This is a genomic window from Kineosphaera limosa NBRC 100340 (genome assembly GCF_000298215.1).
Taxonomy (GTDB): domain Bacteria; phylum Actinomycetota; class Actinomycetes; order Actinomycetales; family Dermatophilaceae; genus Kineosphaera; species Kineosphaera limosa.
This window is the reverse complement of the sequence record NZ_BAHD01000059.1, coordinates 1-13361: the sequence shown is the minus strand read 5'-3', so window position 1 is coordinate 13361 and position 13361 is coordinate 1. Positions and strand designations below refer to the sequence as shown.

The window sequence follows — 13361 nt, the reverse complement described above, 5'->3', positions numbered from 1 at the left end:
CGCCGGCGAGGTGCTAGCGAGGAAGAGCGGATGCGCGGTGCTGCCGTACGGACTGGGCTGGATAACCGCCTGAGCCGGCTCCCGCGTACGCCCGCGTGGCGCTGCGTCTACTACGCCCTGATCTATCTGGTGATCGCGCATCTGAGTCGGCTCGCCGTACCGGAGAACGTCGGGCTGGCCTACTTCTGGCCCGCGGCCGGCGTGGCCTTCCTCTGGGTGCTCTTCCTGTTGCGCCTACCCGGCGGCGTGCGGCGCTGGGAGTTCGGGGTCTCGCTGGTGCTGCTCGCGGCGGCGACCTATCTGGTCAACTGGTGGAGCGGATTGACCACGACCGAGAACCTCGCCCTGACGCTCGGCGGCGGGCTCGTGCATCCGATCGTGGCCGCCGGCTACTACGCCCGCACCGGTCCCTACGGCACGTTGCACACGCGCGCCCGACTGCTCGACCTGCTCGTGGGCGCGATCCTGGGCGGGCTCGCGTCGATGCCGTTCGGCCCGCTGGCCTCCGTGCTTTCCGCCGGCGACACCTGGTGGACCTTGCCGATGTGGGTGCTGCGGCAGGTGACCGGCACGTTCCTCGTGGCGATCATCGGGCTGCGGCTGCTGCGCCGCCACCAACGCGAGCTGCCGCAGCGCAGCGCGGGGCACGCGTTGCTCATCACGCTCGTCTCGGTCGTCTTCGTGGGCCTGACCTTCTTCGTCATGCCACAGGTGCCGCAGAGCTTTCTCTTCGTGTCGCTGGTGATCTGGGTGGCCTCCACGCGACGTACCAACGAGACGTTCTTGCACGCGCTGGCGCTGTCCTTCAGCTCCCTCGGCCTCACCGTCGCCGGCTACGGACCCTTTGCGCACCAGAGCCCGATGCTGCAGGCGGCCTTGGCCGAGGGCCTCATGCTGGTGCTCGGTCTGTGTTCCATGAGCATCGTGTTGGCGCGCGAAGAGCAGGCCCGGCTCGTCAATCAGGTCAGCGCCTCGGAGCGGGCCACCGCCGAGCAGGCGGTGCTGATGGACCGGATCGTCGAGAGCATGGACGACGGGCTCATGGTGTTCGCCGAGGACGGCTCGGTGATGATCGCCAACGAGCGTGCCCGACTTCTGCTGGGTTGGCAGCCGGAGCAGGCCGCCGAGGGCGACGACGAGGCCCTGGAACTGTTGTATAGCGAGTCGGCGCCGGAGCCCAGGATCGTCAACCTCACGCTGGCGGGCCAGACCCCAGCCCCTGTGGACCTGCTGCCGAGGCCCGGCGCGGGCGGGGCGCAGCGCATCCTGTCTGCCCGTGCGGTGCCCTGTGTGGGGGACGAGGGGTCGATGCAGGTCGTTGTCGTGCTGCTGGACGTCACGCACGAGCGGCGGCGCACCGCCGAGCTGACGAGCTTCGCCGGCGTCATCGCCCACGACCTGCGCAACCCGCTGGGCGCCATCGAGGGCTGGGCCGAATTGCTCGCCGACGAGATCGAGGACACCCACCCAGGACTGGGCCGCAACGCGCTGCGGCGCATCGACGCCGCCGCCCAGCGAATGCGCGGGATTCTCGACGGATTGCTCAGCTACAGCGTGGCGCGTGACGGCGAACTGACGGCCACGCAGGTGCCGCTGGGGGATCTGGCGCGCGAGATCGTCGAGGCCCGCAGCAGCGCCGCCAGCGTCACCGGCGGCACCACGTCCCACTTCACCGTCGATGCCGACGTGCAGGTGTTCGGCGACCGCGCCCTCATCGCACAGGTGCTGGACAACCTCATCGGCAACGCCGCGAAGTACACCCAACCCGGCCAGGCACCGAGCATCGACGTTCGCGCCGTCCCGGCGGGCGACGACTGGGCGCGCATCGAGGTGGCCGATCGCGGCATCGGCCTGCCCGCGGGGCAGGAGGAGGCGGTGTTCGCGGAGTTCCATCGAGTGCCCGAACACCGCGGCGGGTTCGTCGGCACCGGGCTCGGCCTATCGATCTGTCGCCGGATCGTGGAGCGCCACGGCGGCCGCATCGCCGCCATGGCGCGGCCCGGCGGGGGATCGGTGTTCGCGTTCACGCTGTCCCGAGTGCCCGATCCGCAGGGGCCGGGACCGGACCCGCTCGCTGAGGTGATCGACGACCCCAGCGCCCCTTCGGTGCACCCGCACATCCGGGAAACAGGGGTGGCGCAGGCGGTGGCGGCGGCGCACAGCCAGGCCCGCGTCAGCGCGGCGTCGGTCGCGGCGGCCTCGACAATCGACCCGACCGCGCCGTCGGGCGCCGGCGCCGGCGGGAGCGGGGACGCCGCCAAGACCACGGAACAGTAGGCTTGGCCCTTGTGGCTGTCGACTTTGCTTCCCAAATCAAGGACCTGCGCCAGACGATGGAGTCGGTGCGCGAGGTGACCGACCTGCCTCGCCTGCGCGCCCAGATCCAAGATCTGGAGTCGCAAGCGGCCGCCCCCGACCTCTGGGACGACCAGGAACGCGCCCAGCAGGTGACCAGCAACCTGGCCCGCGCCAACGCCGAACTGGACCGCATCACGGGCATGGACGCCCGCGTCGAAGACCTCGAGGTGCTGGTCGAGATGGGCACCGAGGAGAACGACGCGGACACCCTCGCGGAGGCCGAGCGGGAGCTGACGTCGCTGCGCAAGGCGGTCGGCGAGCTCGAGGTGCGCACGCTGCTGGCGGGGGAATACGACCCGCGCGAGGCGGTCGTGACGATCCGGGCCGGGGCCGGCGGTGTCGACGCGGCGGACTTCGCCGAGATGCTGATGCGGATGTACCTGCGGTGGGCCGAGCGGCACGGCTATCCGACGCGCGTCATGGACACCTCCTACGCCGAAGAGGCGGGCCTGAAGTCGGCGACGTTCGAGGTCAACGTGCCGTACGCCTACGGTCACCTGGCCGTCGAGGCGGGCACGCACCGGCTCGTGCGGATCAGCCCCTTCGACAACCAGGGCCGCCGCCAGACGTCGTTCGCGGCGGTCGAGGTCGTGCCGCTCATCGAGCAGACCGATCACATCGAGATCCCCGACAACGAGTTGAAGATCGACGTCTTCCGCTCCTCGGGCCCGGGTGGGCAGAGCGTCAACACGACCGACTCGGCGGTGCGGATGACGCACATCCCCACGGGCATCGTCGTCTCGATGCAGAACGAGAAGAGTCAGATTCAGAACCGGGCGGCGGCGCTGCGGGTGCTGCAGTCGCGGCTGCTGCTGGCTAAGCGCGCCGAAGAGGCCGCCGCCAAGAAGGAGCTTGCCGGCGACGTCAAGGCCAGCTGGGGCGACCAGATGCGCTCGTATGTGCTGCATCCGTACCAGATGGTCAAGGACCTGCGCACCGAGCACGAGGTGGGCAACACCTCCGGGGTCTTCGACGGCGACATCGACGCGTTCATCGAGTCCGGCATCCGCTGGAAGCTCTCGGCGGACCGGGAGGACTGACCGAAAGTCACCCGCTCGGCCCGTGTCAGGATGGCCGACATGGGACGCATGAGTGATTTCTTCGGCCTCAACGGCGGCACGGATCCCCAGCACGAGATCGCGCGGCTGAACCGGCGTGTGACGGCGCTGGAGGCCACCGTGCGCGAGGTGTGCAAGCAGACCGGCATCGACCCCCGCAGCCTGCCGCAGCCGCAACGCCCGCACCAAGAAGTGCTCGACCTGCTACGCAGCGGCAAGAAGATCCAGGCCGTCAAGCGCTACCGCGAGCTCACCGGCGCCGGTCTGCGCGAGGCCAAGGAGGCGGTCGACGAGATCGAGGCCGGGGGCGGCGGCGGCCCCCGCCACCTCTGACCCCGCATAGCCATCCCCTCAAACGCCGAAAGTCACACTCTCGGCCAAGCGTCATAGCGTGAACTATGCGCATGGCCGGAAAGTATGACTTTCGGCGTTTGGGGAGGGCGTTCTCCCGGGTGCTCCTGCTACTCGGCTTCCCACTCCAGGAGGACCTGGCCGCCTTGGACGGCGTCGCCGACCGCGACGGCGACCGCCGCGACGGTGCCATCCTTGGGGGCGGTGACCTCGGTCTCCATCTTCATGGCCTCGAGCACCAGCAGGGTCTCCCCGGCCGTGACCGCCTTGCCGGGCTCGACGAGCACCTTGACGACGGTGCCGGCGAGGTTGGCCGTGAGTGCGTTCGTGGAGGTCGCCGGCGCCTTCGCAGCGCTCGGCGTCACGCCGTATGGCGAGGAGCCGCCGATGAGGATGGCGCCCAGCTCGGGCTTCTTCTCCTCCTCGACCTCCACGTCGACGTCGTAGACGGTGCCGTTGACCGTCACCTTCAGCTTCATGTTCGTCCTTACTGGTCGGCGTATCGGTCAGCTGCGGGTCAGTGAGGGCCCGACGGAATGCGACTGCTGCAATGTCGTGCGCCCCTGGGCGCTCCACGACGACAGCTGGCGCAGCCGCACCTGCTTGACCTTGGCGCGTTTGCCGAGGAAGGCCGCGACGGCGGCCGAGATCGCGAGGATCACCTCGGGGTCGGGCGTGGCCGAGGGACTGACCTTCGTCAGGTCGGCCTCGAGTTGGTCGACGCGGGCCGTGAGCCCTGCGATCTGCTCCTGCAGGGCGGCGAACTGCTCTGCGGACAGCGTGATCTCACCCGCGGCCGGCGCGGTCTGGTCGGCGCTCACAGCGGGATCAGTCCGTGCTTCTTGGCCGGTCGCGACTCGCGCTTGTTGGCCAGCGTCTCCAGTGCGCGAGCGACGTACCTGCGCGTCGCTGCCGGCTCGATGATCGCGTCGACGAGGCCGCGGGAGGCCGCGACATAGGGCGTCGAGAACGCCTCCCGGTAGACCTGCACCAGCTCCTCGCGCTTGGCGGCGGGGTCGTCGGCCTCCGCAATCTCGCGGCGGAAGACCACCCCGGCGGCGCCCTCGGCACCCATCACGGCGATCTGCGCGGTAGGCCAGGCGTACACCCGGTCGGCGCCCAGGTCCTTGCCACACATCGCCAGGTACGCGCCGCCGTAGGCCTTGCGCAGCACGACGGTGATCTTCGGAACCGTCGCCGAGGAGTAGGCGAACAGCATCTTCGCGCCGTGGCGGATGATGCCGCCGTACTCCTGGGTGACGCCGGGCAGGAATCCGGGGACGTCGACGAAGGTCACCAGCGGGATATTGAAGGCGTTGCAGAACCGGATGAACCGGGCACCCTTGTCGGAGGAGTCGATGTCGAGCACCCCGGACATCACCGCCGGGTTGTTCGCGATGATGCCGACGGTGCGGCCCGTGATGCGGGCGAAGCCGACGACGAGGTTGGGGGCGAAGCCCGCGTGCACCTCCAGGAAGTCACCGTCGTCGATGACCCCGCCGATGACCGTGCGGACGTCGTAGCCCTTCTTGTCGTCGTCGGGGATGATCGAGTCGAGCTCGGGGTTGGGCTCGACCGAGTCGTTGCCCTCCAGGATCGGCGGCTCCTCGCTGTTGTTGCTGGGCAGGAAGCTCAGCAGCTTCTGCGCGAGGAGCACCGCCTGCTCGTCGTCGTCGGCGACGAAGTGGGTGACGCCGGAGCGGGACATGTGGGCGTCGGGGCCGCCGAGGGCCTCGCCCGTGACCTGCTCGCCGGTGACCTGCTTGATGACGTCGGGCCCGGTGATGAACATCCGCGAGGCCCGGGTCTGGATGATGAAGTCGGTCAGCGCTGGGGAGTAGGCCGCGCCGCCGGCGCACGGGCCCGCGATGATCGAGATCTGGGGGACCGCGCCCGAGAGCGCGACGTTCTGGAAGAACACCTTGCCGTAGCCGGAGAGGCTGTCGATGCCCTCTTGCACGCGGGCGCCGCCGGAGTCGTTGATGAAGACGAACGGGGTGCCGTTCTCCAGCGCCGAGTGCAGCGCCTCCGCGACCTTGACCGAGTGCATCTCGCCCGCCGAACCGCCGGCGACCGAGAAGTCCTGGCTGGCCAGGTGGATCGGGCGGCCGTAGACCGACGCCGAGCCGGTGACGACACCGTCGGCGGGCATGTCGGCCTTGTCCATGCCGAACAGCGTGGTCCGGTTGCGGGTGAACAGCCCGGTCTCGTCGAAGCTGCCGGCGTCGACGAGTTGTTCGATGCGTTCGCGGGCGGTCAACTTGCCCTGTTCGTGCTGCTTGGCGTGACGTTTCTCGCCACCGCCGGCCTCGACCTGTGCGCGCTTGCTCTTCAGCTCGTCGATGCGCTCACTCATGGTCGGCTGCTTGTTGGCCATGTCTGCCTTTCGTTGCTCTTCGGTGGCCTGGTCGGTCGCCGGTCAGGCCGGCTTGACGGCCACCGAGTGCTCCTTGCCGTCGATGGTGATGGTGTACGAAATGGGCATGCGGACGGGTCCGGAGCCGGTGTCGCCGGCGGCGGCCAGCTTCTCGGCCTCCAGCTCGGCGGGGTCACGGCCGACGTTCTTGGGGCCTTGCGGGCGCTCCTTGAAGAACTTCGGGGCGACCTTGGGGAACATGGCGTGCGTCAGCACGTCCTCGTCGGAGCCGTCGAAGCCCTCGAGTTTGGCCGCGTCGTCGCGCAACTCGTCCCACTCCGGGGGAATGAGGTCGGCGGGGCGCACCGTGATCGGCTCCTTGCCGGTCTGCTCCTTGGCCTTGGCCACCACGTCGGGGTTCATCTCACCCAGCGTCAGGCCGTAGTAGCCGAGCATGAGGTCGGCGAACTCGGCGGTGAGCACCTGATAGCGGCCCATCAGCACGTTGAACACGGCCTGGGTGCCGACGATCTGGCTGCTCGGGGTGACCAGCGGGGGGAAGCCGGCGTCGGCACGCACCCGCGGCACCTCCTCCATGACCTCCTTGAGCTTGTCGCCCGCGCCCTGCTGCTTGAGCTGGGACTCCATGTTGGAGATCATTCCGCCGGGGATCTGGGAGTCGAAGATGTCGGTCTCCACGTTGAAGCTCGACATGAACTGGGAGTACCGCGGCTTGACGGCCGCGAAGTGCTCCTTGATGCGGCCCAGCAGCATCTTGTCGAGGTCGGCCACGTAGCCGGTGCCCTCGAGCATCTCCTGCAACGACTCGGTGGGGTTGTGGCCCGGGCCCAGCGACATCGAGCTGATCGCGGTGTCGACGACGTCGGCGCCGCCCTCGATGGCCTTCATCAGCGAGACGAGCGTGACGCCGGTCGTCGAGTGGCAGTGCACGTTGACCTGCAGGCCGGTCTCGTCCTTGATCGCCTTGACGATGTCGTAGGCGGGTTGCGGCTTGAGCAGCGCCGCCATGTCTTTGAGGGCGATGGAGTCGGCGCCCATGTCCTTGAGCTGGTTGGCCAGCTGCACGTAGCCCTCGACGGTGTGCAGCGGGGAGGTGGTGTAGCAGACGGTGCCTTGGGCGTGCTTACCGGACTTTTTCACTGCGGCCATCGCGCGCTCGAGGTTGCGCGGGTCGTTGAGGGCGTCGAAGACACGGAAGACGTCCATGCCGTTCTCCGCCGCCTTCTCGACGAAGTGATCGACGACGTCGTCGCCGTAGTGGCGGTAGCCGAGCAGGTTCTGCCCGCGCAGCAGCATCTGCAGGCGCGAGTTGGGCAGCAGCCGGCGGAACGTACGCAGACGCTCCCACGGGTCTTCGTTGAGGAAGCGGATGCACGCGTCGAACGTCGCACCACCCCAGCACTCCACACTCCAGTACCCCGCCGCATCGATATCGGGGCACGCGTCGACCATGTCTTCCAGGGCCATCCGCGTCGCCATGAGGCTCTGGTGGGCATCACGCAGGGCCAGTTCGGTCACGCCGATCTGTCGGGCTGAACTCATGGGCCCCACACTTCCATGTCGGGTGCCGCAGATGGCACAGGACGAAGGTCATCGTCCGCCTGGTGAGCAGGGCGGGGATCGGCCGGTGGACGGTTGCGGCGCGCGCGAATCGGCTCGGTGCGGGCGGATGCAGGAACAGGACGTACCCTGATCTGCGGGGGTCGGACGGGACCGCCGGCTATACGGCCGGCCCAGCGTCCGCGATGATCGCGCTCCGCTCCTTTCCAGGGAGTGCGGTGCGTGCGTGCTCGGGGGATATTGGGACCAGACGTCGCATGAGGAAGACCGAGGAACACCCGGTGATGATCCACTTCGAGAACGTCGTCAAGTCGTACGCCCGGAGCCCACGCCCGGCACTCGACGACGTCGATCTACGCGTCGACGACGGCGAGTTCGTCTACCTCGTCGGGGTCTCCGGCTCCGGCAAATCCACCGTCATCCGGTTACTGCTCTGCGAGGAACGCGCAACGCAGGGGCGGATCACCGTCGCCGGTCGGGACCTGAGCCGTATCAAGCGCCGCGAGGTGCCGCGCCTGCGCCGCGACCTCGGCATCGTCTTCCAAGACTTCCGGCTGCTGCCCGACAAGACCGTCTACGACAACGTGGCCTATGTGCTGCACGTGCTCGGCGCCAAGCAGGAGCTGGTCCGCGAGCGGGTGCCGGAGACCCTGGACAAGGTCGGTCTGGCCGACCTGTCGCGGCGCCTGCCGCACGAGCTCTCCGGTGGCGAGCAGCAGCGGGTGGCTATCGCTCGCGCGCTGGTCAAGGCGCCGCGGCTGCTGCTGGCCGACGAGCCGACCGGCAACCTCGATCCCGGCACCAGCGTCGAGATCGTGCAGCTGCTCTCGGCGATCAACGCCGACGGCACCACCGTGCTCATGGCCACCCATGACGACACCATCGTGAACGACGTCCGCCGCCGGGTCGTGCAGCTCGACGCCGGCCGGATCGTGCGCGACGAGGCCGGCGGGGCCTACCTCGCCCCCCGCCCGCTGGGCCCGCAGAGCTCCTCCGGGTCGAGCGCGCCGCCGAAGTCGCCGCCGAAGAAGGCAGCCGGTGTGCGGGCCGCGCCGAAGAAGGCAGCCGGTGAGCGTTCCGTCCCCGCCACGGTCGCAGACAAGAAGCCAGCCGTCGCGAAGCCAGCCGTCGCGAGGGCGGGCGCCGCGAGGAAGGGCGCCGCGAAGCAGGGCGAGGTCAATAAGGCCGAGGCCATGGTCGCAGCACCGTCCGAGGGTGACGGCGCGAACGACAACGCGAACGACAATGCGGTGGCGCGCGACGTGCGCCGGCAGGCCGAGTCGGTCTCCAGCACCCGACGCAGCTTCGGCGCGGTGGCGGGGGTCGGCACGGGAGCGCACCGCGCGGACCCGGTGGCGGACGACGGTGCGGAGCCGCAGGACTGGCCTCCAGGGCCCAGATCACGCCGCGCGGCCGACGAGGCCGAGGCGCAAGGGCCGACGCGCGCGCAGGACGAGCAGGCCGCGGCGGGGCAGGTGCGCCGATGATGCGCCCGGCTTTTCTGTTGGCGGAGGTCGGCACGGGGCTGCGCCGCAGCGCGTCGATGGCGACCTCGATCATCGTCGTGACGATGGTCTCCCTGTTCTTCCTCGGTATCGGCCTGCTCGCGGGTCGGCAGGTGGAGGCGGCCAAGGGGTACTGGTACGACCGGGTCGAGGTGTCGATCTTCTTGTGCACGGCCAAGTCCAATGAGCCGGCCTGCGCCGACGGTGCGGTGACCGCGCAGCAGCAGCAGGACATCGCCGCTCTGCTGGACGACATGGCACCGACCATCGCGGGTTATGAGTTCGAAACCCAGGATCAGGCGTACGCCCGCTTCCGCGAGCAGTTCGCCAACAACCCGACATTCGCCGAGACGCCCAAGGAGGCGATCCCGGCGGCCTTCCGGGTCAAGCTGGCCAACCCCGAGGACTACCACGTCGTCGCCACCGCCTTCCAAACCCAGCCGGGGGTGGCCACCGTGCGCGACATTCGCGAGGTGCTCGAGCCGTTGTTCTCCGCCCTTGATCTGCTGCGGCGCGCGGCCTGGGCCCTTGCCGCCGTGATGCTGCTGTGTTCGGTGCTGCTCGTCTCGACGGCCATCCGGCAGGTGGCGTGGAGCCGTCGCCGGGAGACCTCGATCAAACGGATCGTCGGGGCGTCGGCCACCGCGATCCGCCTGCCGTTCATCGTCGAGACCCTGCTGGCCTCGGCGGTCGGCGTGGGTCTGTCCGTCGGTTCCTTGTGGGCCCTGTCGACCTACGGCATCAGCGCCCTGGGCCAACGCTTCCGCGACTTCGCCTGGGTGGGCACCGCCGACGTCTGGGCGGTCTCGCCGATCTTGGCGGCCGTCGCCCTGGGCCTGACGATCATCGCCTCCTGGATGGCCGTCACCCGCCACGTGCGGGTCTGAGCGCCAGCCGGGCCAGTCGGCTGTGACGGGCTGCGCCGGTCGCCGGACGACGGCGGCCCGCCGAGGGTTGCGCTCCCTGCCCACCGGCGCGGTCGCAACCACAGCCCTCGGCAACGACCGCAACCGTCGGCGGGGGTGAGGGCGCGGGTGGGGGCCGGCGGGGCGGCCCGGGCGGGGCGGCAGGGCTGGGCAACTACCGGGTCAGCGCAGGATGACGGTGCGGTTGCCGTGGAGGATGACGCGGCCCTCGGCGTGCCACTTCACGGCGTCGGACAGGGCCTTGCACTCGGTGTCGCGGCCCGCCGCCACGAGGTCTTCGGGGCTGAAGGCGTGGTCGACGGGCTGGACCTGCTGGGAGATGATCGGGCCCTCGTCGAGCTCGCTGTTGACGTAGTGGGCCGTCGCGCCGACGGTCTTGACGCCCCGCTCGTAGGCCTGGTGGTAGGGGCGTGCGCCCTTGAAGCTCGGCAGGAACGAGTGGTGGATATTGATCGCCCGGCCGGTCAGGGCGCGCGACAGGTCGTCGGACAGGATCTGCATGTAGCGGGCGAGCACCACGAAGTCGATCTCGAAGCGGTCGACCAGCTCGAGCAGTCGTGCTTCGGCTGCCGGTTTCGTGTCCGCCGCGACCGGCACGTGGAAGAACGGGATCTGGTGCCACTCGGTGAGCGAGCGGTGGGTCGGATGGTTCGAGACGACCGCGGCGATCTCGATGGGCAACTCGCCCATCCGGGCCCGGAAGAGCAGATCGGCCAGGCAGTGCTCGAACTTGGAGACCATGACGAGCACGCGCTGCTTGCGGTGGCCGGGGCGCAGCAGAATCCGCAGCCCCCAGCGCGCCGCCAACGCCTCGAGGTCCGCGCCCAGCGTCGCCTCGCCGGGGTCGGGGGTGAACGCGACGTGGATCCGGGAGAAGTAGTGCCCCGCGCGCAGGTCGTCGTACTGCTTGAGTTCGATGATGTCGCCGCTGTGCTCCAGAAGGAATCCGGTCAGCGCATGGACGATCCCGGGCCGCTGCGGACCGTCGATCGTCAGGATGTAGTCGGAGGCGGGGGAGGCGGGCACGACTGCTCCTTCATCGCCCGGGTCGAGTGGTCACTTTTGTGGGCGAGTGGTCATTTCGTAGGTGTCGAGGTGTCACTTTGTGTCGCGAGTGGTCACTCTTTGTGGCAATTCGAGGTCAAAAGTGACCACTCGGCGGGTGGGGGTGGGGTGGGGTGCGCGTGTGGGGTGCGCGGGTGGGTGTGCGGTGCGCGCGGGCGGGAGCTCGTGCGGGTGGGTCAGCACTCGATCACGTTGACGGCCAGGCCGCCGCGCGAGGTCTCCTTGTACTTGGACTTCATGTCGGCGCCGGTCTCGCGCATGGTGCGGATCGCCTGATCGAGGGTGACGCGGTGGCTGCCGTCGCCGAGCACCGCGAGCCGGGCCGCGTTGATGGCCTTGACCGAGGCGATCGCGTTGCGTTCGATGCACGGCACCTGCACGAGCCCGCCGACCGGGTCGCAGGTCAACCCGAGGTTGTGCTCGATGCCGATCTCGGCGGCGTTCTCGATCTGCTGCGGGGTGCCGCCGAGCACGGCGCACAGACCCGCCGCGGCCATCGAACAGGCTGAGCCGACCTCCCCTTGACAGCCGACCTCCGCGCCGGAGATCGACGCGCACTGCTTGAAGATGATGCCGATGGCGCCCGCGGTGAGCAGGAAGTCGATGACTCCGTCGTCGTCGGCGCCGTCGATGAAGCGGGTGTAGAAGTGCAGCACCGCCGGCACGATGCCCGCGGCGCCGTTGGTGGGCGCCGTGACCACTCGGCCTCCGGTCGCGTTCTCCTCGTTGACCGCCAGCGCGTAGAGGTTGACCCACTCCATCGCCCATAGCGGGTCGTTGGAGCCGCCGTCGCGTTGCGCCTTCTCGTAGTGCTCCCGCAGTGAGCGGTGCAGCGCGGGCGCCCGGCGACGCACCTGCAGACCACCGGGCAGCAGCGGCTCGGTGCGGGCACACCCGGTCTCGACGCACTCCTGCATGACCGCCCAGATGCGCAGCAGCGCGGCCCGAGTCTCTTCACGGGGGCGGAACGCGTCCTCGTTGGCCATCATCAGCTCGGCGATGGATCGCCCGGAGATGCGGCATGCCTCCATAAGTTCGGGTGCGGTTTCGAAGGGCGCGGGCAGGCGCACCTCATCGCCCGGCAGCGAGTCGCGGTCCACGTCTCGGCTGTCGACGACGAAGCCGCCGCCGACCGAGTAGTACTCGCGCTCGCGCACGGTGTTGCCGTCGGCGTCGTAAGCGGTGAAGCGCATGCCGTTGGGGTGCCCCGGCAAGCTCTTGCGCAGGTGCAGTACGAGGTCGGCCTCGGCGTCGAAGTCGATGCGGTGCTCACCGAGCAGCGTCAACTCACCGGCCGCCCGGATCGCCTCGACCCGGCCGACCGCGTGCTCGACGTCCACGGTCTCCGGGTCGGCGCCCTCCAGACCCAACAGCACCGCTCGATCGGAGCCGTGCCCGCGGCCGGTGGCACCCAGCGAACCGAACAAGCCGACGGACACGCGGGCCACCTCCGCGAGCTGACCGTCGCGTTGCAGGCCGATCGCGAACCGGCGGCCGGCGCGCATCGGGCCCACGGTGTGGGAGGAGGAGGGGCCGATTCCGATGGAAAAGAGGTCCAGCACCGACAGCGACATCGCACGCTCCTTCACGCCAGGTGGTCGCGACGGTGCGACCGGCCCGACGGTCTGCCGGGCGTTGCTACGGAACATACGTGAGCGGGCCCAGCGGGGAAAGTGACGGCGCTCGGGGGCGCTCACCAGCGGCTCGGCAGCGGCCGGGCAGCTGCCGGGTACGGCACGGTGATCCGGCCCGGCCGATCGCATGAACGGCGGTCCTCAGCTGGGCGAATTTAGTTCAATTTCAAGTAAATTCATCGTCAAAGAGGCGTTTGCAGGCGCGTTGCCCGGGGCCTGCTTGCTTACCTTTTCGGCCATGAGGACTCCCCGTGCGCCCTGGGCTTTGCGAATGACCGCCGTGGCCGCCGCAGTCGCTTTGGGGGCCAGCCTGGCCGCTCCCGCCGCCGATGCCCGCCCCGTCGGAGCAACCGACGATCCCGCGACCCAGCGCGATCGCCTGGCCGCCCGGATCGATGGTTCGCGCGCCGACCTGGCCGACCTGAGCGCGGAGTCGGCGCGCGCGCTGCGGGCGCTGCAGCGCACCCAGGCCGGGGTGGCCGAGGCCCGACGCGCCCAGCAGGCCGCCCAAGCACGGCTGCAGCAGG

At 69.6% G+C, this 13361-nt stretch carries 12 protein-coding genes; 6 read left to right on the top strand and 6 right to left on the bottom strand.

Features of this window, described 5'->3' with window-relative positions; genetic code table 11:
- Positions 1 to 30: 30 nt before the first annotated feature.
- Genes KILIM_RS22580 through KILIM_RS15785 form a run of 3 tightly spaced genes read left to right on the top strand, consistent with a single transcriptional unit; the run spans position 31 to position 3749 of the window.
- Positions 31 to 2277 carry a sensor histidine kinase gene (locus tag KILIM_RS22580; RefSeq protein WP_006593725.1) on the top strand — a complete coding sequence of 749 codons (2247 nt, stop codon included), beginning with the start codon at positions 31 to 33 and terminating at the stop codon, positions 2275 to 2277.
- An 11-nt stretch (positions 2278 to 2288) separates the two neighbouring features.
- Positions 2289 to 3398 carry a peptide chain release factor 2 gene (gene prfB / locus KILIM_RS15790; protein WP_006593724.1) on the top strand — a complete coding sequence of 370 codons (1110 nt, stop codon included), beginning with the start codon at positions 2289 to 2291 and terminating at the stop codon, positions 3396 to 3398.
- 39 nt (positions 3399 to 3437) lie between these two features.
- Positions 3438 to 3749, top strand: coding sequence for a ribosomal protein L7/L12 (locus KILIM_RS15785; protein ID WP_006593723.1), 312 nt, complete (start codon positions 3438 to 3440; stop codon positions 3747 to 3749).
- 128 nt (positions 3750 to 3877) lie between these two features.
- Here the strand turns inward: KILIM_RS15785 and KILIM_RS15780 are convergent, their stop codons facing one another.
- The 4 genes from KILIM_RS15780 to KILIM_RS15765 all read right to left on the bottom strand — a co-directional run bounded on the left by KILIM_RS15780 (position 3878) and on the right by KILIM_RS15765 (position 7686).
- Complete coding sequence (locus KILIM_RS15780) at positions 3878 to 4246, bottom strand: biotin/lipoyl-containing protein (protein ID WP_006593722.1); 369 nt, start codon at positions 4244 to 4246, stop codon at positions 3878 to 3880.
- Positions 4247 to 4273: 27 nt separating this feature from the next.
- Complete coding sequence (locus KILIM_RS15775; RefSeq protein ID WP_006593721.1) at positions 4274 to 4588, bottom strand: hypothetical protein; 315 nt, start codon at positions 4586 to 4588, stop codon at positions 4274 to 4276.
- Complete coding sequence (locus tag KILIM_RS15770) at positions 4585 to 6123, bottom strand: acyl-CoA carboxylase subunit beta (protein WP_246308501.1); 1539 nt, start codon at positions 6121 to 6123, stop codon at positions 4585 to 4587. Before KILIM_RS15770 ends, KILIM_RS15775 begins: the two co-directional genes overlap by 4 nt.
- 63 nt (positions 6124 to 6186) lie before the next feature.
- Positions 6187 to 7686, bottom strand: coding sequence for a methylmalonyl-CoA carboxytransferase subunit 5S (locus KILIM_RS15765; protein WP_006593719.1), 1500 nt, complete (start codon positions 7684 to 7686; stop codon positions 6187 to 6189).
- Between the two features lie 275 nt (positions 7687 to 7961).
- On the opposite strand from KILIM_RS15765, the gene ftsE reads away from it, so the two are divergent.
- Both ftsE and ftsX read left to right on the top strand, forming a co-directional pair.
- A complete protein-coding gene (gene ftsE / locus KILIM_RS23720) occupies positions 7962 to 9191 on the top strand; it encodes a cell division ATP-binding protein FtsE (protein WP_006593718.1) in 1230 nt (409 codons plus the stop codon).
- Positions 9188 to 10096, top strand: coding sequence for a permease-like cell division protein FtsX (ftsX, locus tag KILIM_RS15755; RefSeq protein WP_006593717.1), 909 nt, complete (start codon positions 9188 to 9190; stop codon positions 10094 to 10096). Before ftsE ends, ftsX begins: the two co-directional genes overlap by 4 nt.
- A gap of 201 nt (positions 10097 to 10297) precedes the next feature.
- Here ftsX and purU read toward each other — a convergent pair whose 3' ends face one another.
- Together purU and KILIM_RS15745 are read right to left on the bottom strand one after the other, a co-directional pair.
- Positions 10298 to 11161 carry a formyltetrahydrofolate deformylase gene (gene purU / locus KILIM_RS15750; RefSeq protein WP_006593716.1) on the bottom strand — a complete coding sequence of 288 codons (864 nt, stop codon included), beginning with the start codon at positions 11159 to 11161 and terminating at the stop codon, positions 10298 to 10300.
- Positions 11162 to 11376: 215 nt separating this feature from the next.
- A complete protein-coding gene (locus KILIM_RS15745; protein ID WP_006593715.1) occupies positions 11377 to 12774 on the bottom strand; it encodes an L-serine ammonia-lyase in 1398 nt (465 codons plus the stop codon).
- A 298-nt stretch (positions 12775 to 13072) separates the two neighbouring features.
- Here KILIM_RS15745 and KILIM_RS15740 point away from each other — a divergent pair.
- A partial coding sequence (locus KILIM_RS15740; protein WP_157551759.1) for a hypothetical protein occupies positions 13073 to 13361 on the top strand: 289 nt, incomplete at its 3' end.

Excerpts from the sequence above, each read along its gene's own strand:
- KILIM_RS22580 (WP_006593725.1), top strand. The coding sequence starts at position 31 with ATGCGCGGTGCTGCCGTACGGACTGGGCTGGATAACCGCCTGAGCCGG.
- KILIM_RS15785 (WP_006593723.1), top strand. The coding sequence starts at position 3,438 with ATGGGACGCATGAGTGATTTCTTCGGCCTCAACGGCGGCACGGATCCC.
- KILIM_RS15780 (WP_006593722.1), bottom strand. The coding sequence starts at position 4,246 with ATGAAGCTGAAGGTGACGGTCAACGGCACCGTCTACGACGTCGACGTG.
- KILIM_RS15770 (WP_246308501.1), bottom strand. The coding sequence starts at position 6,123 with ATGAGTGAGCGCATCGACGAGCTGAAGAGCAAGCGCGCACAGGTCGAG.
- KILIM_RS15765 (WP_006593719.1), bottom strand. The coding sequence starts at position 7,686 with ATGAGTTCAGCCCGACAGATCGGCGTGACCGAACTGGCCCTGCGTGAT.
- ftsE (WP_006593718.1), top strand. The coding sequence starts at position 7,962 with ATGAGGAAGACCGAGGAACACCCGGTGATGATCCACTTCGAGAACGTC.
- ftsX (WP_006593717.1), top strand. The coding sequence starts at position 9,188 with ATGATGCGCCCGGCTTTTCTGTTGGCGGAGGTCGGCACGGGGCTGCGC.
- KILIM_RS15745 (WP_006593715.1), bottom strand. The coding sequence starts at position 12,774 with ATGTCGCTGTCGGTGCTGGACCTCTTTTCCATCGGAATCGGCCCCTCC.